We start from the raw sequence: 22,505 nt of genomic DNA, 5'->3' as shown, positions 1-22,505 counted from the left end.
TTATTTACTATCATTTCTTACATGATACTTAAAGGAAGCGTGCTTATCCCCTTGATAAGATTTCCAATGGAGCTGTAAAGTTACATCTTTTTTTCCATTCTTTTGTGCTATCTTGTCGATTTCGGATAATCTGAATGCAATAAGACTCGATGCCATTCGTCCGTTATTATCGCCGTGGGCGTTGTACGCAAGTACTAATTTGTAAGGTTCTTTCTCCGAATGCTGCACGATTAAGTTTAAGTCGCGCTTGAGTCTTAGGTCGCGCATGGCGGTGCTGAACCTTAAAGTCAGATAGCCATCTTCTGCAACCGTGCCGAACCCATTGATAATTTCCAACCTGTCTTCGCCGTACTTTTTCAAGTCCAATTCCGGGTTTTTGAGTGTGATAGCCTGCTTTGTGCGTATGCTGTCCATCCAGTTGATGTATATTTTAGTCATACCTTTGGCGTCTTTCTCTTCTTTTATGTTGGCAATAGCCCTTACTTCCTTGTTTCCGTATGGCGATTTGGTAAGGTTGCTGGGCGGTCCTTGCACCTTCTCGCTTACCCAAACGTTGAAGTTTGCGCCACCGTTAATCGGCTTTATCGTAACGATAGAATTGGGAAACCTTGTGGTATTGTCGTTAGTGTCATTATCACACGAGGTGAAAAGACTGCACACAGTGAATATAGAAATAAGTCCTAAGAATATTTTATTTGTTTTCATTGTTCTTGCAATTGTATTAAACTTCATTTTTACTTTATGTTTGAGTACTCGCCAAGTAAATGCGGAAAGGCGCAAAAGATTGCATTCTGTATAGTTAAAATATGTTTTAGCAAATCAATAAAAGTGTAAATATTTTTCGCAAGAATAACTGTCGCTTAACTATCTATCCGCCAGTGTATTACAAAACCTATTGTTTGGCGTTCTTAAACCGTAGGTTTTGCACGGTAAAAGCGTAGGTTTTGCAATGCAAAACCTACGCTTTCGCAACGCCAAAGCGATTATATCACTTTTTAACAGAATTATCTTTACAAGATTAAACGGAAAAACGCTCACTGTTTCATCAATGGGGTTGCTAAAAAATAACTGCGAGATAGCTTGCTTCATCTACTTTCTTATACCAAATTAACATTATAAATAGCAAACCGCTACAATTTGTTTTAAAAAACATTGGATATTGATTGCCCACATACAATAATTTATAAAAGTTTGCATTGCTGCTGTAAAATAATTATATTTGCACTTCCATTTAAATACGGTTTTATTCATTAATGATGAAGGAAAATATAATTTCGCAGTGTCATCGTAAACTTTACTATATCCTGCATAGTGGAAAGAATTCAAAGTTGAAGTATTATCTGACTTCTTATTTTTGGATTACCACTCCGCATTGTATTCTTTCGTTGTTCCGAAAAGCAATACTTTCTAAAGCGGAACAGCGCAAGGATTGGGCTGAAATCAAGAAACGAGTGGATTATTACAACAAATTGGAACACTCAGCCATTGATGGTTCGCACTTTCAAAGTAAAGCCATCAAGCTTTCCGAACAAAAGAAAACCAAACAATCGGTGTATTATCTCGACTCATACCGATATGCAAAAGCCTTCCCGTTAAGCGAGAAATGGTGTTTGCAATCAGGCGATGTTACATGGATACCCGATGTTCCTTCCATTGTGAAAAGCCGTCCTGTCGATGGTAACAATGCAAATTCGGTACTGATGAAATTAGACAGAGTGCGGCATTTTCTTTTTGTAAAGGACAGGCTAAGCTATGCGGAAAAAGAGAATAAAGTTATTTTCAGGGGTCTGATAGGGCAGTTTGACAGCAACTCACTCAAACAAAACAGGTATGATTTTGTCAGTAAATTCTATGGCAATCCTCTCTTTAATATCGGCGTTATAGACGAATGTTTCCCTGAATGGCACACGGAGAAGATGACAATCAATGAACATCTTGCCTATAAATTCATTATGGCTTTAGAGGGAAATGATGTGGCGAGCAACCTTAAATGGATTATGTCGTCGAATTCTATTGCCGTTATGCCGCGCCCGAAATACGAAACGTGGTTTATGGAAGGAACGCTTATCCCTGATTATCATTACATCGAAATAAAGCCGGATTATTCTGATGTGGAAGAGAAAATAAACTATTATATTGCCAATCCCGATAAGGCAGAAACTATTATCGAACATGCCCATGCGTATGTAGAAGGTTTCCGACACCCCCGACGCGAATGTATCATATCGTTAATGGTACTATCAAAATATTTTGAAGCGACTCGAAGGTGAAGCTGAAACGAATGAACGGCGCAGGGCTAATGCAGGCAGTCGGTTTTGTTTTTTATTCCTCAATATACTTTTTGAAGGGTGCAACATATTTCTGATGCATAATGTCAATACGATGTTCTGCACTTTTCACAAACATTTTCAAATACTCCTTTGCCCATTCTTTCAATGTTCCCTTAAACCTTTGGTCAAGTTCATGCACATGAAATTGTATCTGCATCGCAGCTGCCCAATTAATATATAAGGTATTCGGATTAGCTTTAAACAAGCTTCCGATATACGCATTCTCGCAAACCAGCTGCTCGTTTTCGCCTTCTTTCCACGCTATCTCTATGTATTTGATGTCTAAAGTATCATATTCTCCATTGTCTATCATAAGGGTACACATTTGTGCGACCTTATAAGCCGAGATAATATTAGGTGCCATAGCAGGCTTAGCCATATTCCTTGTTTTCACGTCAATAATTTCAAAGAAACCATTATCATGAAAAAGAATATCGGCAGTGTCGTTTTGTTTTTCCTCAAAGATGTTCTGTGGGTTCCATGCTCTTGTTGCTGTCTCGCTTCTATTCAAGAGAAAAAGTGCAACCGGTGAATCGAATAGTGCCTGTCTGTCTTCTAAAGAGATTGCTTTAGGGTGTCTTCTGTACAAATCATTCAAGTATTCGTATTGCTTGAAGACATTATTAGGATATGTTTTCTTTAGTTCGTTGTAAACCAATTTCTCGAATGGTTCGCCCGCAGCGTGCCCCGATAGTGTTCCTGCAGTAGAGGCATTAGGGCGCATAACGGTCTTTCCTTTTATCTCAGATAGTAATGATATAAAGTTAATTGTGCTCATTGAATAATTTATTAAAGCTAGAATTAATGATTGAAAAGCTCTCTTCGTCTTTCTTTTTTATATACTCTGTAGCCGCTTTCACTATCATATCGTGCAACGCTACCTCACGTTTGTTATCCCATCGTATGGGGCGATAGGGTATGCTTGCTATTGGTGCTTCCGAAAATTCAATGATTTCGCCTTTTACGACACCATTATATTTTAGCCATTCGAACACTCTTTCATTATTCAAATATGCTAAAATATACTTAATATCTTCCTTGCATTGCTTTTTCAGCAATATCCCCGTAACATCTTGCAACGGATAATACTGCTTTTCGGCATACGAGAAGCGGAAGTAATGTCGTGTGGATATTCTGTCTTTGCACGGCACAAAGATGCGGGAAACAGCCCTATTAAAAAGTTTTTCGTTCCTAGGAAAGGCGAATTGCCATATCGGTAAGTCCCTTCCATAGCTGTATCGCTTTTCCAATGAGTCTTTATAAGGAATTAATTGCTTGTAAAAATGCGGGAATTTTACAGCAAAGTCCTTCTCTTCCATATCGTCCTTTATGAAGAAATAATAGCTTGTTCCAACATTGGAATAGGGCTCTAAATCCTTTGCCTTATTTACTTTTATCAGGCTGTTACGTTCATTTTCATTTAAAGATTCTATGTCTGTAACTTTAAATGCCTTGTCCAATCCGGACACCATTCCGTTTCCAATGTCGCAAAAATCGCCTATTCTGTAAAACGTTTCATCATTCGGAAACAAACCTTTGGTCTGAATGCAGCTATTCTGGAACGACTTCATCAGCTCTTGCTTGCTTCTTGTTGCCAATATCCAGCGTTCTCCTATGAGGAAAGCCGGTATCTGTTCGGTTTGAAAACAGCCACCGTCCATCAACGTCTCTAAGTCCGGTTTCCCCCTCCCAATATATCTATGCAAAGCTATTTCTGATGCAGGCTCACTTGTTTTGATATATCTGAATATAATAAACGAAGATGTTACGCCTTCGAACAAAGGCACTTCCTTGAAAAGATAAATATCGGAAAACACACCATTTGCACACATATAGTTTCTCAACGAAGCCGAATGTGTCGTATTTAGCCAATATTCCGGACAGATAAAAACAAGTTCGCCGTTCTCTTCCAGCTGTTCTATGCTTTTCAGAATAAAGATGAACAGATAGTCGCAAAGGCTGTTAAAGTATTTATTCCACAAGGCAGACTGTGCCAATTCTGCCTTCAAATCGTCTTCCAAATTCTTCCAACGGATATATGGAGGATTGCCAATCACGACATTAAAGCGTTCGGAAAGAGGTGAGCCTATAAAACTTTTGAATGCCACCACGTCGTATGGATTTTTTAAAGTACTATCTATTTCGTAACCCTTTATATTCTTAAAGCCACTCTTATACAGCATTTTCAGGAACACGCCCTCTCCGCAAGAAGGCTCAAGCACTCTTGCTTCTTTATTTTGCTTTACTAAAGAAACCATAAATTCGGCTATGCTTTCAATAGTAAAATACTGTCCATATTTATTTTTCTTTATCATTAAATGACTATAATCGTGTTTGAATACAAGTGCAAATATAGCTATTTTAAAGTAGTAATCCAAACTTTTATATTTATAAGTTGTTGTAAGTGAACAATTGACATATAGTAGTTCTAAAAAGAAAGTTTTAGTAATTTACTATTTACAGAAAGAGAAACTCTCTTAAAACATATTTTGATGAACCCCGATGAAAATAAATAAAATATTCTTAGGACTTATACGAAAACACCTCGCGCAAGATGTCGAAGCTTTGCAGGTCGGGCATATTGGGTATGTGGAGACGATAGTAGTGCAACACAAGTTCGGTAATGCGGTTGCGTTCGTCGTGCGAGAGTTTGAAAACCTTCATTGTTTCAAAGTTCATTCGCATCAGTGTGTGCATACTTTCGGCATCTGTTGCATTCAGGAAATCGGAATGTAAAGGTGCCGACAGCGTGAAGCAACCGTTGCGAAGGTCGAAGAAACAACCCTGCGTGAAGTTGTCGAGAAAAGGGTGGAAGCCGAGAAACCTGCCCAAACGCATCATGAAAACAAGGTGGAAGTTGGCAAAACCGTCGCAGGCACTGTCGAACCATTCCAAACTTGCGCTTATATAATTAAATAAGGTGGAATTCTCTTGCTCGTCCCGAGTAGTATAATATAGGAACTCTGCAAGGAAAAGCAGAACGCTCGACTTTACAGGATTGCAGGGAATAGAGGAATAAGGTTGGGCTATTCTTACATCTTTAATATGCTGCAAGCTGCTTCGTTGCCTGAAATCGTATTCAAAATCGAGCAAAGTCATAGGCTGAAAATATTGTTTCTTTACTTTGCCTTTCGATGTTTTAGGAATGCGCACAACAAAAGAAACACGCCCCGACAACTCCGTCAGCACATCGACAATCAACGATGATTCTCCGAAACGAACGCTCCGCAGTACTATTCCTCTTGTTTTTGTAATCATAAGCCTTTTTGTTGATACAAAGATACAAAAAGCGCAGCAGAATGAAAAATATCTTTGAGAAAATTTGGACGATTAAAATAAAACTGCTACCTTTGCACCCGCAAAACAAAAGAAGGTCTCTTCGTCTATCGGTTAGGACACAAGATTTTCATTCTTGTAAGAGGGGTTCGATTCCCCTAGAGACTACAAACAAAAATAAAAAGTAAAGATGGCAAATCACAAATCATCACTTAAGAGAATCCGCCAAGACAAGGTGAAGACTTTGCACAATAAGTATTACGCTAAAACAATGCGTAACGCTGTTCGCAAGCTACGTAACATCACTGACAAGGAAGAAGCTGTTAAGCTGTATCCAACTGTACAGAAGATGCTTGATAAACTTGCTAAAACAAATATTATTCATAAGAATAAGGCAGCGAACTTGAAGTCCGGTCTTTGCCAGCACATTGCTACGCTTGGGTAAAATACGGTAAAGTCATAGCAAATAAAGAATAATGAAAGGTTGCAATCTGATAAAGATTGTAGCCTTTTGCGTTTTATACCCCTGTGAAATCTTCGCAAATGTGTTCTCCCTATGTCTTTGTGTCGAGTAAGTGCTTATGATTAATAGCCATTATGTTTAGAGAAACATTTGATGTTTTTGGTGGGTTGATTTTCTGTTTCCTGCTCAAAAAGAATACTCAAAAACAGTTTCGATTTTGTAAAGATAATCTTATTAAAAAGTGACAACTGTGTTTTAACATTGCGAAATCGGCTGTTTTGCATCGCAAAACAGCCGATTTCGCCGTGTAAAACCTACGCTTTTGGAACGCAAAACAATAGGTTTTGCAACGCATTGGTAAACAGGGGAATATGAAATCTTTGTGCTTGTGAAGAATTTTTACAATGCTTTCTCGTCTTTTCCTTCCTGAAGTAAGATTGTAGGAGCAGTAGGGTAGCGGGTAAGAAGTACTTTCTTTTCAGAGTGGATTAGATGGTATTGTTACTCTTTATTAAGTTTCTAATGCCCTATAAATCGCTCTGATTAAACTTTTTTTCGCACTAAATATTCCTTTTAATTGGGTATTTTTTCGTATCTTTGCAAGTAGATAGTTTCATAGGTTGTATGAAATCTTGAAAAATTAGATATACGCTCGGGAACTATCGCAAAAGAACAAGGAGAAACAAACAAAAATGGCAGATAACTTAGGAAACGAGAACAACTACTCGGCCAGTAATATTCAGGTCCTCGAAGGACTTGAAGCAGTGCGCAAACGCCCTGCAATGTATATTGGCGACATAAGCGAAAAAGGACTTCACCACCTCATCAACGAAACAGTAGACAACTCTATCGACGAGGCTATGGCAGGCTATTGCAGCCATATCGAAGTAACCATCAACGAAGACAACTCCATAACCGTTGAAGACGACGGACGTGGTATCCCCGTAGACGAACACGAGAAGCTGCACAAAAGTGCGCTCGAAGTTGTTATGACCGTGCTACACGCGGGTGGTAAGTTCGATAAGGGCTCCTATAAGGTCAGTGGTGGTCTGCACGGTGTGGGTGTCAGCTGTGTAAATGCATTGTCTTCTCACATGAAGTCGCAAGTGTTCCGTAACGGTAAAATCTACCAACAAGAATACGAACAAGGCAAACCTCTCTATCCGGTGAAGATAGTTGGCGAAACCGACAAGACCGGTACGCGTCAGCAATTTTGGCCGGACGCTACCATTTTCACTACAACGGTGTTCCAATGGGATATTGTGGCACGTCGTATGAGAGAACTTGCGTTCCTGAATGCAGGTATAAAAATCATACTCACCGACTTGCGTCCAAACGAAGAAGGGAAGACACGACAGGAAGTTTTCCACGCTAAGGACGGACTGAAAGAGTTTGTAAGATACGTAGACCGCCACCGCACGCATCTTTTCGACGATGTTATCTACTTGAAAACCGAAAAGCAAGGCATTCCTATCGAGGTTGCCGTTATGTATAATACAGACTACAATGAGAACATACACTCGTATGTGAACAACATCAACACCATCGAAGGAGGTACACACCTTACAGGCTTCCGTGCTGCATTGACACGTACGTTGAAGTCGTATGCCGACAACGACCCGCAAATAGCAAAGCAAATAGAGAAAGCTAAGATAGAAATTACGGGCGAAGACTTCCGCGAAGGTCTTACTGCAGTTATTTCAATCAAAGTTGCCGAACCACAATTCGAGGGACAAACCAAGACAAAGCTCGGAAACAGCGAGGTGTCGGGTGCTGTTCAGCAAGCAGTGGGCGAGGCACTTTCATACTATTTGGAGGAAAATCCAACAGAGGCAAAACTTATTTGCGATAAGGTTATTCTTGCAGCAACTGCCCGCATTGCCGCCCGCAAAGCACGCGAAAGTGTTCAGCGGAAGAATGTTATGACAGGTGGCGGATTGCCCGGAAAGTTGGCAGACTGCTCTAACAAAGACCCTAAGGAATGCGAAATATTCCTTGTCGAGGGTGATTCTGCAGGTGGTTCTGCCAAGCAAGGTCGCGACCGATATACACAAGCCATTCTGCCTTTGCGCGGTAAAATCCTCAATGTAGAGAAAGTTCAACGCCACAGAGTGTTTGAAGCAGAATCGGTAATGAACATTATCCAGTCGATAGGTGTTCGTTTCGGCGTTGAAGGCGAGTCGGACTTTGAGGCTAACACCGATAAATTGCGCTACGATAAGATAATCATAATGACCGATGCCGATGTCGATGGCTCTCACATCGACACACTTATCATGACGCTTTTCTATCGTTATATGCCGCGTGTTATCGAAGAAGGACACCTGTATATTGCTACTCCGCCACTTTACAAATGTACTTACAAGAAGGTGAGCGAATATTGCTATACCGAGCAGCAACGACTCCAATTCCTCGACAAATATGCCGGTGGAGACGAAGAAAACAAGGCTGTTCACACGCAACGATACAAAGGTTTGGGCGAAATGAACCCGGAACAACTTTGGGAAACCACAATGGACCCAAAGACGCGCCTCCTTAAACAAGTAACTATCGAGAATGCTTCGACTGCCGATGAAATGTTTTCTATGTTGATGGGAGACGATGTTGAACCACGCCGTGAGTTCATTGAACAGAATGCAACCTATGCAAACATCGATGCATAGCGTTGTCGATTTGCCAAAAGGAATAGCTTAATCTACGAACTTTCACTGTTTTACACCTGCAGGATAAGTGATTGACTCGTTCAAAATAACATTATATGAGAGAACTTAATATCGATTTCATTAAGGGTAAATACCCCAATGGCTTCAGCATAGAGAACGATTTGTTGTTGTACGACTCGACAACAGGTTTGCCCACTCTCACCGAAACATCGAGAATGAAATGCCTGTTGTTGGCAATCTGCACCGGTGGAGAGGTTGAATATACGGTTGATACTGTAATACGCAAGGTTTCTTCCAACGATGTTCTCATTGTCAGCGAAGGGCAAGTAATAGGCGATTACAAAATGTCGGCAGATGCAAAAGGGGTTTGTCTCTTGCTTTCTTACGACTTCTTCCAAGAAATTGTGAGCAACGTGAAAGAACTTACCACGCTTTTCCTCTTCGCGCGTCGCCACCCTGTATTCCACGCCGAAGACAATTTGGTAAGCGAACTGCTGAACTACATACAAGCCGTAAAGCTGAAAATACTCGACCTTCAACACGAATTCCGCCGCGAATTGGTGGCAACAATGCTGAAAGTGCTCATCTACGATATGTGCAACGTTATCTATCGTGTACAACAAGTAGAGAAAACGGGCAAATCGAGAGGCGAAACCATCTTCTCCGACTTCATAAGATTGGTGGAAAAAGAATACCGTTCGGAACGCCGTGTCAGCTGGTATGCCGAGCAACTTTACATCTCGCCCAAGTATCTCTCGGAAACAATCAAGCATATCAGCAAGCGCACACCGAGCGAATGGATTGACTATTATGTGATGATGGAAATCCGAGTGTTGCTTAGAAACAGCAAAATGAGCATCAAGCAGATTGCAGAAGAATTGCATTTCCCCAACCAAAGTTTCTTAGGAAAGTATTTCAAAGACCGCTACGGCAAGAGCCCGTCGCAGTTCAGAAGAAGCTGACAGACTCGGCAGAGGTGCTAAAAACATAAAAGGAGTTGAGAATTACGATAATTCTCAACTCCTTTTATATATGTCGGTTTCCGTTGCCCGTTTATGGGAGCTCGTTTCCGCCACCCGAGCCGCCGCCCACAGGCTTACCTTTCTTCTGCTCCCGCTTCGGCACGCGGAAGAACTCCACATATTCAGTTGGCGGAAGCGGGCGGTAGGTGTAAATAGAATTTGCATCTTCAAGATGCACTCCGACGGCTTGAAATCTTCCTCCTTCTCTACTGCCTTCGACGAAAATGTGGAGCGGAACGTGCCGAGCGGACCGCCATCGACAATATAGCCCTGCGAGCAAAGTCGGTTGAGAACGCTGCGGAATTTGTAGAAAACTTGCTTACTAATAGAGGAAAATGTCTTGTAAATGTGCTTTTCTTGAAGTTAGGTTTTCTTCCTGTCGTAGTTTATAAAAAGCAAAAACGATGTGCGTTTCGCAATATGCGCACATCGTTTTATCGTGTAAATGGTTGTATTTTTGGAAAGTATTTCGCTTTGCCTTATGGGTTTTAGTCCGTCTTGTTTCTTACACAAAGCTGATGACGCCCTGAACTTCTTCAGACGGCGCATCTTCTTTCTTCTCCGGTGTAACCTTTAAGTCTTTGAGCATTTGCTTCGTGCGCTTGTAGGTCGGGGTGTTTTCGATAGCGAGGATAATGTCCTCGTTGTCCAAATCTTCCTGAGAGAAGATGTAGATGTGCGGACGACGCTTCGATTTTGTAGACTTGCTTCCGCCATAGATGCGGTCTCTGCGGTCTCTGCGTTCTGCCTCGCGCTCCTCTTCTTCGGCAAGGCGCGCTGCTTCTTCCAGCGAATGTTTCTTGATGTGGCTGCCCATTCCTTCCACGTCCTTGATGCCGAAACCTGTTGCGAGAATGGTAACTTTTACTTTCTTGTCGAGTTCCGGGTCGAGTGCCAAGCCCCATTTCAGCTCAAATCCGTTGCCGAAGTGGCTCATAAATTCGTTTATATCGCTCATCTCTTCCATCGTCAAGCCGGGATTGTCGTTGTTGTCGCTGCTGAAATTGATGGAGAGAAGTATTTTCTTGGAGTTGTAAATGTCGTTGTCGTTGAGCAACGGAGAGTTCAGAGCGTCTTCGATAGCCTGCTTTACACGGCCCTCGCCTTCGCCGTAACCTGTGCTCATGATGGCTACGCCGCCGTCTTTCAACACTGTTTTCACGTCGTTGAAGTCGAGGTTGATGAGTCCGTGAACGGTAATGATTTCTGCAATGCTCTTTGCGGCTACGCTAAGCGTGTCGTCAGCCTTGCCGAAAGCGTTGAGCACGCTCATTTCCGGGTATATTTCGCGCAGACGTTCGTTGTTGATAACGAGCAAAGCGTCTACGTGTTTCGACATTTCTTCTACACCGTCGAGTGCTTGGTCTATCTTCTTGTCGCCCTCGAAACGGAATGGAATGGTAACGATACCTACGGTGAGAATGCCCATTTCCTTGCTTACTTTTGCAATGACGGGGGCTGCTCCCGTACCCGTTCCGCCACCCATTCCGGCGGTAATGAATGCCATCTTGGTGCCGTCGCTCAGCATTTTCTTTATGTCGTCGAGGGTTTCCTCGGCTGCTTCCTTTGCCTTGGTAGGCTTGTTGCCGGCTCCTAAACCTTCCTTGCCAAGTTGCAAATGAATGGGAACGGGCGAGTCGTTGAGCGATTGTGCATCGGTGTTGCACAAAACGAATGTTACATCGTGTATGCCTTCGCGGTACATGTGGTTCACGGCGTTGCCACCGCCGCCGCCAACACCGATAACTTTGATGATGCTGTTCTGTTCAGCTTCGCCGAAGTCGAGTATTTCTCTTTTCATATTATTATCTGCCATAGCCGTATTTCCTTTGTCTTGTTTTTTATTTCCTACGCCTTTAAAAGTGTTTTCTTACGCTTTTCAAGAGTTGAATTCTTACTCTTCAGGCTCTAAAATAGAACCGCCAAAATCTTTCATCTTACGAGTTAATTTGCCCCAAAAGCTGTTTTTGCGTTTCTCTTCTTCTTCCTGCTTGCGCTGTTCTTCTTCCTCTTCTCTGCGTTTGCGCTCTTCTTCTTCTATGCGGCGGCGTTCTGCTTCAGCCTTTTCTTTCTCTGCTGCTGTCAGTACAACACCTTGTCCGATTTCGGTTGCCTTTCTTGGTTCCTTGTGAAGGTCGCTTGTGGTAGCCGTTGTTGTCTTGGTTGTATCCTCAAACAGCTTCTGGTCGGGATTGATAGGAGCACCTGCACAGTTGATGTCGCCCTTTGCCAACAAACCGAGAATGGTGTTCATGGTGCCGTTCTTGGCATTGATGTCGGCATTGCTTGCATTGATGGTTTGGGTAACGAACTTTGCAATTCTGATTTTATCTACGTGAGAATGGTTGCGGAAAGCGCGTTCAATGTTCTTCATATTAGAGCCACCGCCCGTAAGAATGAACCCGCCCAAGAGTTTGTCTGCAAATTCTGCCGGAATTTGATAGATAACATTCTCGATAATTTCTTCAACGCGGGCTTCAATAATGGCAATGAGTTTCCTGCTTTCTACCGAGTAATCGTCGGTTACGGTGTAAGAAAGATTGTTGTCGATGTCGTTGTCGTCGGTGTATGCACTGCCGTGTGTAAGTTTCAGCTTCTCTGCATCTTTCTCTTCCATCTGCAAGCTGGCAATGTCTTTTGTGATGTTTGCACCACCAAGCGGCAGTACTGCCAAATGTCGGAGTATGTTCTTGTAGTAAACCGATACCGTTGTAGTTTCTGCTCCAAGGTCTACAAGTACGCAACCGCCCCGCTTTTCGTTTTCGGTGAGTACGCTGTCTGCCAATGCCAAAGGTGCAAGATACATCTCGGCAATGGCGATACCCGCCTTTTCAAAACAACTGTTCAGGTTGTCGTAGAACGATTTGCGCCAAAGTATGTTGAGGAAGTTGCCTTCCAAATGGTTTGCCTTGATGCCTACAGGGTCGATAGAGTCTTGGTTGTCTACCTTGTATTCTTGTGTGGCAGCATCGAGAATTTCCTGCTCCGGATAGCTCATATCGCGGTTTGCATCCATCAATTCGTTTATCATATCGCTTGATATGATGGTGTCGGCAGGTAATTCCTTTACTATAACATTCTTTACACTGCGAATAGACTGTCCTCCTACGCCTACGTAGACGTGTGTTATTTCATGTTTAAGTTGCTTTTTTAACTTGTTTATAATATTGGTTAAGCACTGTCCTGTCTTGTCGATGTTATAGACTACGCCCTTTCTGATACACTGCGAGGCGTCTTCTTTGACAACGGCATTCACAGAGATACTGCCGTCAAGGTTCTTCTTGCCGGCTATACCCATAATTTTTGATGAGCCCAGTTCAATGGCTACAATAAATTCTGCCATACACTAAAATACTTTATAACTTATGTTTTGTTCTTATTCTGATACTTCTGTCGGAATTGTTTCTTCTTGTTTTGCTTGCTGCTGTGCATCTGTTTGTTGCGGTTGTGCACCTTTCTTCTTGCAGATAATCTGGTTGTCGAACTCTACATTGATATACGAGTACTTGTTCCAACCGGCTTGCGAGAGTCCGTAGCGATAGAATTTCTCGATTCGTTCGAGTTTCTTTGCCACAAACTCGGCTATACTTTTCTCGTTTGCAGCCTTGCTTTTCCTTATTGGCAGATAGCCAATAAATATAATGTGGTCGCCTATTCGTGGTACAAGTTCTATGCCACGGTCGGCACAAACGTGGATTTGTTCAATCTGATTGAGCCAGAAATCCGATTTGTTTATGGCTTTTGCCAATGGTGCAATGCCATAGTGAGCAAACCAATGGCTGATATTTCCCGATGCGATAATTAAATCGCTTGTATATTTAGAGTTTGGGAGTATGCCTCCGTTATCGTCCAAGTAATAGTCTTCGCCTTTATCGTTCTTGATTCGGATTATAGGCATACGTTGCGAAATCATAATGTTCACGTGCCCATTTTCCGTTATGTAGCATTGTGCAGTGTCTACAAATGGTCCGACTTTCAAGGCTTCTTCTATTCTTCGCGGCTTTATTCCGTCCAACCGTTTGTTAAGCGGATAGAGTTGTTCCTTTTCAAGAATGTTTTTTATTTCCTTTGCACTGAGGAAGCCGGAGTTGTTGGAATCGGAAATGTTGATGTTCACTTTCGTGCAGATGCGATGGCTCTTGTCCGGTGTATTCCACGAGGTTACCGCCATGACAAGATAGAATGCCAACACGGCATCTAATGCGCAGAAAGTTATTTTTTTCCAGTTTGCGTACATTTCCTTATCTCTGCTCTTTCTCTTTTATAATCTCTGTGAGTTGTCCCACGTAGTTGTCAAGGTTTCCTGCACCAAGCACCACAAGCACATCGAAGTCTCTGCTTTTTGCAAATTCAAGCACATCGTCTTTCTTTATCATTTGTTTCTCAACACCGCTGTCGAGGTTGTCGTAGATAAGTGCTGAGGTTACACCCGGTATAGGTTCTTCTCTTGCAGGGTAAATCTCGGTGAGAACCACTTCGTCGAAATGGCTGAGTGCTTCTGCAAAGTCCATATAGAAATCGTTCGTGCGTGAATAGAGATGAGGTTGGAAAATAACCGTAATCTTCCGATTGGGGTAAATTTCCTTCAAACTCTTGGCACTTTGCAGAATTTCTTTAGGGTGATGCGCATAGTCGGAAAGCAGCACGTGGCGGTTGTTCTTCAGCTTGAAGTCGAAGCGACGGTCCACTCCTTCGTAGGTTTTCATACCCCTGCGCAGTTCTTCGGTTGTGCAACCACTGAGTTGTGCCAACGCCATGGCAGCTATGCCGTTCTCTATGTTAATGGGGACGGGCTGCCCTAACTCTATGTCTGCAACGTTCTCGATGGGCGAAACCATATCGAAAACGATGGTTCCGTTCTGTATTCGTATGTTTTCAGCGTGGAAATCGCCTGCTTCCCTGCTGTATTCGTAAACCTTAACACCTGCTTGTACATTTTGTTTCATCTCCAAATCCTTATGGATAACAAGGGCACCGCCTGCCTGTATCAGCTCGGTGTAATGGCGAAAGCTCTCCAAGTAGGCTTCTTTTGTGCCGTAAATGTCCAAATGGTCGGGGTCGGTCGATGTGATAACGCTCATATATGGTCGCAACCAATGGAAAGAACGGTCGAACTCGTCGGCTTCGATAACCACATAATCGCTTTTGTCCGACAGTATGTAGTTTGTGCCGTAGTTCTTTGAAATGCCACCAAGAAACGCGTTGCAACCCAAGTGGCTTTGGTGCATGATGTGGGCGCACATCGTTGAAGTGCTCGTCTTGCCGTGTGTACCGGCAAAGCAAAGTCCTTTGTGTGTTTGCGTGAGTCTGCCCAACACCTGTGCACGCTTTTCTATTTGAAATCCATTCGCACGGAAAAAAGCCAATTCCTTGTGCGTGTCGGGAATGGCCGGCGTGTAAACCACCAATGTTGCAGCGGGGTTTTTGCACGCTTCGGGAATCAAGTCGATGTTTTCTTCGTAGTGCAACTGTATTTCTTCTTGTTCCAAATGGCGTGTCAAGTCGGATGGTGTCTTGTCGTATCCTGCTACCACAAGTCCTTTCTGACGGAAATATCGAGCCACGGCACTCATGCCGATGCCGCCTGCTCCTACGAAATAAACAGCTTTAATATCCTTTAGTTCCATCTTCCGTATTGTCGTTCGGTGTATTGAAAACACCCTTTATCCGCTTTATTTAATTAGTTTCATCACTTCTTCTGCAATCACATCGGCAGAGTTTTGAAGTCCCATTTTCTTTACATTCTCACTTAAATCTGCAAGTTTCTGCTCGTCGGTTACGGTCTTTATCGCCAACTGCAAGAGCGTTTCGGGTGCTTCCACGTCTTTTACAAGCAATGCTGCGCCTTTGTTTACCAATGCCATTGCGTTCTTTGCCTGGTGGTCTTCCGCAACATTTGGGCTTGGTACAAGTATAACAGGTTTGCCAATGAGCTGGAACTCGCTGATAGAACTTGCTCCTGCGCGGCTGATTACCAAGTCGGCAGCTTTGTAGCTGCCCCCATATCGCCGATGAAATCCATAATTTTCAGGTTCGGAAGTTCCTTTCCATTCATTTCATCGAGGATAGACCGGTGATAATATTTGCCCGTTTGCCATATAAACTGTGCGTCGGAGGTCTCTATAAGGTCTAAGTGTTCCAACACGGCACGGTTAATGGTGCGTGCTCCAAGACTACCGCCTACCAGCAGAATGGTCTTTTTTGTGGGGCTAAGCTCAAACGATTTTCTTGCTTCTTCTTGCGAAAGCGGTGTTTCGAGCACGTTCTGCCGCACCGGATTACCGGTCATAATGATTTTGTCGGCCGGGAAGAAACGTTCCATTCCTTCGTAAGCTACACAAATCTTCTTTGCCTTTTTAGATAGCAACTTGTTGGTTACACCGGCGTAAGAGTTCTGTTCTTGGATTAAGCAGGGAATGCCCATCTTGGAACACTCATAAAGCGTTGCGCCACTTGCATAGCCACCTACGCCCACAGCAACCTGTGGTTTGAAGTCTTTTATAATCTTGCGTGCCAAGCGCAGACTCTTCCAGAGCTTGCAAAGCACACTAAAATTCTTCAGCTTGTTTGCGCGGTTAAATCCCTTTATGGGCAAGCCTTTAATCTCGTAGCCTGCAGCAGGAACGCGTTGCATTTCCATTCTGCCTTCCGCTCCGACGAATAATATCTTTGCTTCAGGGTATTTTGCTTTAATGGCATTGGCAATCGACACAGCCGGAAAGATGTGTCCGCCTGTTCCGCCACCGCTTATGATGATTTTTAACTCTTCGTTCATAGTCTCTATTTATCAACCTACAAAGTTAATCATTTTTTTTGTTCTGTCGTAAAATTAACCACTTAAAAATGTGAAATATCACAAATGTGGTTTTGTCGTGGTATGGATACTGTATTTCAGTTCATTATCTTTTGTGTTTACAACAAAAGCGGTTCGGTATTTTTTTTATTGGGCGAATGCTTTTCGCTTCCTTTATTATGCCAAGTGCCGGAAATCGCTTCGATTTTGTAAATATAATTCTGAAGAAAAATGATAATTTCGATTTGACGTTGCGAAACCGTAGGTTTTGCGATGCAAAACAGCCGCTTTTACCGTGCAAAACCTACGCTTTTGCAATGCAAAACAATAGGTTTTGTAATGCGCTGATAAAGAGAAGGTTAAGCAATAGATATTCTCTAGAAAAATATTTACACTTTTACGGTGTTTTTTCTGTATCGTACTTATGCTCCGACAGCTTTTCTTTCGGTAGCCGTATCGTTGTTGCGTTTTTTGGCAAAACGGCTGATACTTAGCAGCATACCAATATAAAGACAGTTGATGATGGTAGATGTTCCGCCCTTGCTGATAAGTGGTAGCGGTTGTCCCGTAACGGGAGCTAAGCCCACCGCCACCGCCATATTGAAGAGAGCCTGCGTTACTAACAGGAAGGCAATGCCCATGGCAAGGAATGCGGGGAACGAGTTTTCGCACCGACTTGCTATCTGTCCTGTTCTCATCAGTATTACAATGTAGAGGAAAGCTACGAAAAATGCCCCTACGATGCCCATTTCTTCGATGATGATGGCATAGATAAAGTCGGAAAATGCTTGCGAAAGGAAATCTCGTTCGTTAGAGTTGCCGGGTCCTTTGCCCAAAATGTTCGACGATGCAATGGCGATGTTGGCGTGTCCTATCTGTCCGTCCTTATCGAGGTCGTAGTCTTTTGGTGCTACGTATTCGTTGTTTAAAAATCGGTTGATACGTGCTTTCCACGTGTCGGCACGGTGGAAAAGCTTTCCCACGAAGTTTTCTTCGGTTTCTTCTTCCACGAGTGTTGTCTGCTCGGTAAGATTTTGTTTGGGCGCATTTTTCTCTTCGTCGGTTCCTATCGCCATTACCAATGCAAGTGCAAAAACCACCGTCAGTGCCACCACGCCCAAGAGTTTTCCTATTTGTTTTAAAGGTACACGTCCCACAAACATCATAAGCAGCACGGTTAAACTTGCCAACAGTGCCGTGGAAAGATTCTCGAAACTGATAGGAATGATGATGGCTGCCGATAGAAACAGTATGTACTTGAAAGCTTTCTTGGCTGCTCCTGATTCGGTTTGCATTGCGCTGAGTATCTGTGCAACCGCCAATACCAATGCGCCTTTGCCCAATTCGGAAGGCTGGAACTGAATGCCCATGACTTCTATCCACCGACTTGCGCCGTTCGTAACGCCACCCGTAAGCAGCACACCTATCAGCATCAGCACCGAAAGGACGAGTGCGGGGAGTGTTGCTATTTTGAAATACCGACACTTTATGTTCATTACGACAATCATGACGATGAACCCAATGAAAAGCATTCCGCCGTGTTTCAGCAGCGGTGCCCAATAGTTTCCTCCCTTGTACGAAAGTGTACTCGATGCCGAATACACTTCTACAATGCTTATCATGCAAAGAATGAAGAATACCATCCATATTACTTTGTCGCCTTTGAATATGTTGTTAAAGGACTTTAGGTTCATTTTTGTCGTTTTGAAGTTTTAAAATGTAAGTATCAACGTGTTGTTTTGTTTGTTGTCTTTACAGTGCGCGTGCAAGTGCCTTGAACTGTTCGCCACGGTCTTCCATGTTTTTGAACAAGTCGAAACTTGCACAGCACGGACTCAGCAGTACGGTGTCGCCGGGTTTTGCCATGGCGTAGCATGCCTCGATGCACTCCTTCATGGAATGGGTATCGCGTACAGGAATGCCCAAATCATCGAAGTTTTCGTGTAATTTCCTATTGTCTGCGCCGAGGTAAATCAAACCTACGCACTTCTTTTTCACAAGGTCTTTAATGGCATTGTAGTCGTTTCCCTTGTCTTTGCCGCCAATAATGAGAATGGTAGGCGTGCGCATACTTTCCAAAGCATACCAACAAGCGTCTACATTCGTAGCTTTTGAGTCGTTGATGTATTGAACGCCCGCCACCTTGCATACCTTTTCCAAACGATGTTCCACACCGGGGAAGTCGCTCAGGCTTTTGCGAATGCTTTCTTTTTTTATACCGCTGATGTTCGATGCCAACCCTGCTGCCAACGAGTTGTATATGTTGTGCTTGCCCGTAAGCGACAAATCTTCCTGCTCCATATTGAACGGGGTAGGCTGTTCGAGCGTGTACTGCCCTTCTTCTATGTAGCCGATGCTGCCCTTCTCTTTGAGTTCGGAGAATGGATATTGCACTGCTTTTACGTCGAACTTCTCCAACTCTTTCTTAATGACGGGGTCGTCGTTCCAGTAAATAAAGCTGTCTTCGTGCGTTTGGTTCTGAATGATGCGCATTTTAGAGTCGGCATACTTCTCGAACTGATAGTCGTAACGGTCCAAATGGTCGGGTGTGATGTTCAGCAAGATGGCAATGTTTGCACGGAAATCGTACATATCGTCGAGTTGGAAACTGCTAAGTTCAATCACATAGTAGTCGTGTGGCTCTTCGGCAATCTGCAAAGCGAGGCTTTTACCGATGTTTCCAGCCAGCCCGACGTCGTATCCGGCATCTTTGAATATATGGTAGATAAGGCTTGTTGTGGTAGTTTTGCCGTTGCTGCCCGTAATACAGACCATTTTAGAATTGGTGTATCTGCCTGCAAATTCTATCTCGCTGATGATGTGTGTGCCCTGTTCGATGAGCTTTTTCACCATCGGTGCTTCCTTCGGAATACCGGGACTTTTAATGATTTCGTCAGCATTCAGAATTTTTTCCTCCGTGTGTTGCCCCTCTTCCCACTCTATATTGTGGTCGTTGAGTAGCTTTTTATATTTATCTTTGATAGCAGACATATCCGAAACAAACACGTCGAAGCCTTTCGCCTTTGCCAATACGGCAGCTCCTGCACCGCTTTCGCCTGCTCCTAATACTACAATTCTCTTCATGTTTACTAGTCTTTTATCGTCGTTTTGCAAGGTTGTTGCCCTGCGGTTGTTTTGTTCTGATATACCTTTTTCGTTTTATCTAATCTTCAAAGTAATGATGGTAAGTGCCACCAAGATAATGGTTACAATCCAAAAACGAAGGGTAATCTTGCTTTCGTGCACCGGTGTGTGGGGCGTTTTGATGAGATATTTGCAGTCCGGCTCCAAGCGGCTGTCTTCCGTTCTGAAGCTATCGTGGATAGGTGCACGCTTGAAAATTCGTTGCTTTATGCCTCTGCGCTTGCCCAACTTGAAGTAGTAGACTTGCAAAATCACACTTAAGCTTTCCACGAAGAAGATGCCACACAAGATAGGCAATAGCAATTCTTTGTGAATAATGATAGCTCCTACTGCGATGATACCACCGATGGTGAGGCTGCCGGTGTCGCCCATGAACACTTGCGCAGGGTATGCGTTGTACCAAAGGAAACCTATCAGCGCACCGATGAAAGCCATAAAGAACACGACCAACTCTTCCGAGCCGGGAATATACATTATGTTCAAGTAGGCGGCATATTCAATATGGCTGCTTACATAAGCCAAGATGCCTAACGCCACACCTATGATAGCAGAGTTTCCGGCACACATTCCGTCCATTCCATCGTTTAAATTCGCACCGTTTGAAACGGCTGTTACCACGATAATGGTCATGATAACAAACAATATCCAACCTGCTGCTGTCTTGTATTTGCCACAGAACGACATTATTTCAGAGTAGTCAAGGTTATGGTTTTTAATAAATGGAATAGTTGTTTTAAGCGTCTTTTCTGCTTCTGTGCCGTGTTTTACAACTATTTCTTTCCCATTATTGCTGTGCATTTCCAAGTTGATGTTCGACTTAACATCGGGCGATGCCCATAGAACCAACCCAACAATAAGACCGATGGTGAACTGTCCGACTATCTTATACTTGCCTTTCAATCCGTCTTTGTTATGTTTGAAAATCTTAATAAAATCGTCCATTCCACCGAGAAATCCCAGCCAGACAGTGGTAATGACCATTAAAATAAGATAGATGTTGCGCAAACGACCCAACAGCAATACAGGAATGAGCAATGCAACAATGATGATGATGCCGCCCATCGACGGTACGCCAATCTTTTTAACACCGAACGGGTCGATACTTGCATCGCGTTGTACCTCTGTAATCTGCTTCCTCTTGAGGTATTTTATAAATTTTTCGCCGAACCAAGCTGAAATTATCAATGCAAGAATCATTGCCATAATGGCTCGGAAACTGATGTAGCCCCATACGTGGGAACCACTGATGCCGAACTGGTCGAGCCAACGGAAGATGTAGTATAACATAATGTCTTTATTTAATGTTAGGCTTTTATTCGTTACTGCTTACGGATTTCTTTATTTTAAACCGAAAATTTCACGTACCACTTCGTGGTCATCGAAGTGGTGTTTTACGCCATTTATTTCTTGATAAGTTTCGTGTCCCTTGCCTGCAATCAGGATAACGTCGCCCTTTTGTGCCATCATACAAGCTGTACGGATAGCTTCTTTGCGGTCGGTTATAGAGAGCACCTTCTTCTTTTGAGTAGTGTCGAGTCCTGCCAACATATCGTCGATAATGGCTTGAGGGTCTTCGTTGCGGGGATTATCGCTGGTTAGGATAACCTTGTCGCTGCGCTTTACGGCTTCGAGAGCCATTAACGGTCGCTTGCCTTTATCGCGGTTGCCTCCTGCACCACACACTGTAAACACCTTTCCGCCTTTTCCATCGAGCACTTCGTGTATAGCCATCAACACGTTTTCGAGTGCGTCCGGTGTGTGTGCATAGTCTACAATGGCTGTGTATCCTTCGGGTGAAGCGATGGGTTCTAAGCGTCCGTTTACATTCTTCAGTGTGCTGAGTGCCACCAGAATATCTTCTGCTTTCTCGCCCAGCATAATGGCAGCACCGTAAACAGCCAGCAAATTGCTTACATTGAACTTGCCAATGAACTGCACACCTACTTCCTTGCCGTCTACTTCAAGGTACATTCCTTCGAAATGGCACTCTAAAATGCGTGCACGGAAGTCTGCCATGTGTTTGGTAGAGTAGGTTTTTATCTTTGCTTTGCAGTTTTGAACCATCACCATACCGTTTTTATCGTCGGCATTAATAATGGCGAAAGCGTCCTTGCCCAAATCGTCGAAGAACATTTTCTTTGCATTGCGGTAGTTCTCAAACGTCTTGTGATAGTCCAAATGGTCGCGTGTGAGGTTGGTAAACAAGCCTCCTGCAAATTTCAATCCGCCAATACGACGTTGGTGAATGGCGTGGCTCGAACATTCCATAAAAGCATATTCACAGCCTTCGGCTACCATTTTTGCAAGCAGTGCGTTCAGTTCTATCGGGTCGGGAGTAGTATGGCTGGCCGGCACTTCCTTGTCGTCGATGTAGTTGCAGACGGTAGAAAGCAAGCCAACTTTGTATCCGAATTTGCGGAACATATTATATAATAAGGTGGCAACGGTTGTTTTGCCATTCGTTCCTGTTACACCAACAAGTTTTAACCGGTGCGATGGGTCGCCATAGAAGGTTGTTGCGACTTTACCAACAGCATCTTCGGTAGACTTGACTTGTATATAAGTGATGTCTTTCTCAGCAGTTTCTGTCGGCATATCTTCCAACAAAACTGCCGAAGCACCTAATTCTATAGCCTTTTCTATGAATTTATGGCCATCGGTTTGCGTACCTTTTATGGCAACAAACAAATATCCTTGTTCTATCTTACGGCTGTCGATATTGATGCCTTTAATGTCTTTGTCCGTATTGCCAACTATATTTAGCGGCTTGATGTTTTTGAGCAAATCGTTTAATTTCATATCTTGCTTCTCTCT

Annotated in this window: 16 protein-coding genes, 1 tRNA gene and 2 pseudogenes; 5 read left to right on the top strand and 14 right to left on the bottom strand. The window is 43.3% G+C overall.

What is annotated here, in order from left to right:
• Positions 1-705 (bottom strand): NigD1/NigD2 family lipoprotein, encoded by a 705-nt coding sequence (locus JCM15124_RS08840; RefSeq protein WP_024999138.1) that lies wholly within the window; start codon positions 703-705, stop codon positions 1-3.
• A 548-nt stretch (positions 706-1,253) separates the two neighbouring features.
• Here JCM15124_RS08840 and JCM15124_RS08835 point away from each other — a divergent pair.
• Positions 1,254-2,270, top strand: coding sequence for a glycosyl transferase family 90 (locus tag JCM15124_RS08835; protein WP_232220141.1), 1,017 nt, complete (start codon positions 1,254-1,256; stop codon positions 2,268-2,270).
• A gap of 52 nt (positions 2,271-2,322) precedes the next feature.
• On the opposite strand, the gene JCM15124_RS08830 is transcribed toward JCM15124_RS08835, so the two are convergent.
• The 3 genes from JCM15124_RS08830 to recO all read right to left on the bottom strand — a co-directional run bounded on the left by JCM15124_RS08830 (position 2,323) and on the right by recO (position 5,588).
• Positions 2,323-3,108 carry a HincII family type II restriction endonuclease gene (locus JCM15124_RS08830; protein ID WP_024999136.1) on the bottom strand — a complete coding sequence of 262 codons (786 nt, stop codon included), beginning with the start codon at positions 3,106-3,108 and terminating at the stop codon, positions 2,323-2,325.
• The gene (locus tag JCM15124_RS08825; RefSeq protein ID WP_024999135.1) at positions 3,095-4,645 is read right to left on the bottom strand and encodes an Eco57I restriction-modification methylase domain-containing protein; all 1,551 of its coding nucleotides are present in this window, start codon (positions 4,643-4,645) and stop codon (positions 3,095-3,097) included. The genes JCM15124_RS08830 and JCM15124_RS08825 overlap by 14 nt, the downstream gene beginning before the upstream one ends.
• Positions 4,646-4,853: 208 nt before the next feature.
• Positions 4,854-5,588, bottom strand: coding sequence for a DNA repair protein RecO (gene recO / locus JCM15124_RS08820; RefSeq protein ID WP_024999134.1), 735 nt, complete (start codon positions 5,586-5,588; stop codon positions 4,854-4,856).
• Between the two features lie 114 nt (positions 5,589-5,702).
• On the opposite strand from recO, the gene JCM15124_RS08815 reads away from it, so the two are divergent.
• The 4 genes from JCM15124_RS08815 (at position 5,703) to JCM15124_RS08800 (ending at position 9,694) form a co-directional block, all read left to right on the top strand.
• Positions 5,703-5,774 (top strand) — tRNA-Glu (locus tag JCM15124_RS08815).
• A 22-nt stretch (positions 5,775-5,796) separates the two neighbouring features.
• Positions 5,797-6,051 carry a 30S ribosomal protein S20 gene (gene rpsT / locus JCM15124_RS08810; protein WP_024999133.1) on the top strand — a complete coding sequence of 85 codons (255 nt, stop codon included), beginning with the start codon at positions 5,797-5,799 and terminating at the stop codon, positions 6,049-6,051.
• A 710-nt stretch (positions 6,052-6,761) separates the two neighbouring features.
• Entirely contained in the window at positions 6,762-8,732 is a 1,971-nt protein-coding gene (gene gyrB / locus JCM15124_RS08805; RefSeq protein ID WP_024999132.1) for a DNA topoisomerase (ATP-hydrolyzing) subunit B, read from the top strand.
• 95 nt (positions 8,733-8,827) lie between these two features.
• Positions 8,828-9,694, top strand: a complete 867-nt coding sequence (locus JCM15124_RS08800) for a helix-turn-helix domain-containing protein (RefSeq protein ID WP_024999131.1) — start codon at positions 8,828-8,830, stop codon at positions 9,692-9,694.
• Positions 9,695-9,785: 91 nt separating this feature from the next.
• Here the strand turns inward: JCM15124_RS08800 and JCM15124_RS15315 are convergent.
• The 10 genes and pseudogenes from JCM15124_RS15315 to JCM15124_RS08750 all read right to left on the bottom strand — a co-directional run.
• Positions 9,786-10,069 (bottom strand): annotated as a pseudogene (locus JCM15124_RS15315) (HU family DNA-binding protein); the annotation flags it as partial.
• 190 nt (positions 10,070-10,259) lie between these two features.
• Positions 10,260-11,570, bottom strand: coding sequence for a cell division protein FtsZ (gene ftsZ / locus JCM15124_RS08790; protein ID WP_024999130.1), 1,311 nt, complete (start codon positions 11,568-11,570; stop codon positions 10,260-10,262).
• A 78-nt stretch (positions 11,571-11,648) separates the two neighbouring features.
• Positions 11,649-13,097 (bottom strand): cell division protein FtsA, encoded by a 1,449-nt coding sequence (gene ftsA / locus JCM15124_RS08785; RefSeq protein WP_024999129.1) that lies wholly within the window; start codon positions 13,095-13,097, stop codon positions 11,649-11,651.
• 33 nt (positions 13,098-13,130) lie between these two features.
• Positions 13,131-13,991 carry a POTRA-like domain-containing protein gene (locus JCM15124_RS08780; RefSeq protein WP_024999128.1) on the bottom strand — a complete coding sequence of 287 codons (861 nt, stop codon included), beginning with the start codon at positions 13,989-13,991 and terminating at the stop codon, positions 13,131-13,133.
• Between the two features lie 4 nt (positions 13,992-13,995).
• The gene (gene murC, locus JCM15124_RS08775) at positions 13,996-15,381 is read right to left on the bottom strand and encodes a UDP-N-acetylmuramate--L-alanine ligase (protein ID WP_024999127.1); all 1,386 of its coding nucleotides are present in this window, start codon (positions 15,379-15,381) and stop codon (positions 13,996-13,998) included.
• A gap of 45 nt (positions 15,382-15,426) precedes the next feature.
• Positions 15,427-16,529: pseudogene (gene murG / locus JCM15124_RS13895) on the bottom strand (undecaprenyldiphospho-muramoylpentapeptide beta-N-acetylglucosaminyltransferase).
• A 440-nt stretch (positions 16,530-16,969) separates the two neighbouring features.
• Positions 16,970-18,241 (bottom strand): FtsW/RodA/SpoVE family cell cycle protein, encoded by a 1,272-nt coding sequence (locus JCM15124_RS08765; protein ID WP_024999126.1) that lies wholly within the window; start codon positions 18,239-18,241, stop codon positions 16,970-16,972.
• Positions 18,242-18,299: 58 nt separating this feature from the next.
• On the bottom strand, positions 18,300-19,631 hold the full coding sequence (gene murD / locus JCM15124_RS08760) for a UDP-N-acetylmuramoyl-L-alanine--D-glutamate ligase (protein WP_024999125.1): 1,332 nt from the start codon (positions 19,629-19,631) through the stop codon (positions 18,300-18,302).
• Positions 19,632-19,706: 75 nt separating this feature from the next.
• Complete coding sequence (locus tag JCM15124_RS08755) at positions 19,707-20,978, bottom strand: phospho-N-acetylmuramoyl-pentapeptide-transferase (RefSeq protein WP_024999124.1); 1,272 nt, start codon at positions 20,976-20,978, stop codon at positions 19,707-19,709.
• A 51-nt stretch (positions 20,979-21,029) separates the two neighbouring features.
• Entirely contained in the window at positions 21,030-22,490 is a 1,461-nt protein-coding gene (locus JCM15124_RS08750; protein ID WP_024999123.1) for a UDP-N-acetylmuramoyl-L-alanyl-D-glutamate--2,6-diaminopimelate ligase, read from the bottom strand.
• Positions 22,491-22,505: the final 15 nt, after the last annotated feature.

It is taken from the genome of Prevotella falsenii DSM 22864 = JCM 15124 (assembly GCF_000613945.1).
GTDB lineage: Bacteria > Bacteroidota > Bacteroidia > Bacteroidales > Bacteroidaceae > Prevotella > Prevotella falsenii.
Note: the sequence above shows the minus strand (reverse complement) of the source record. Positions and strands in the feature narration are given on the sequence as shown.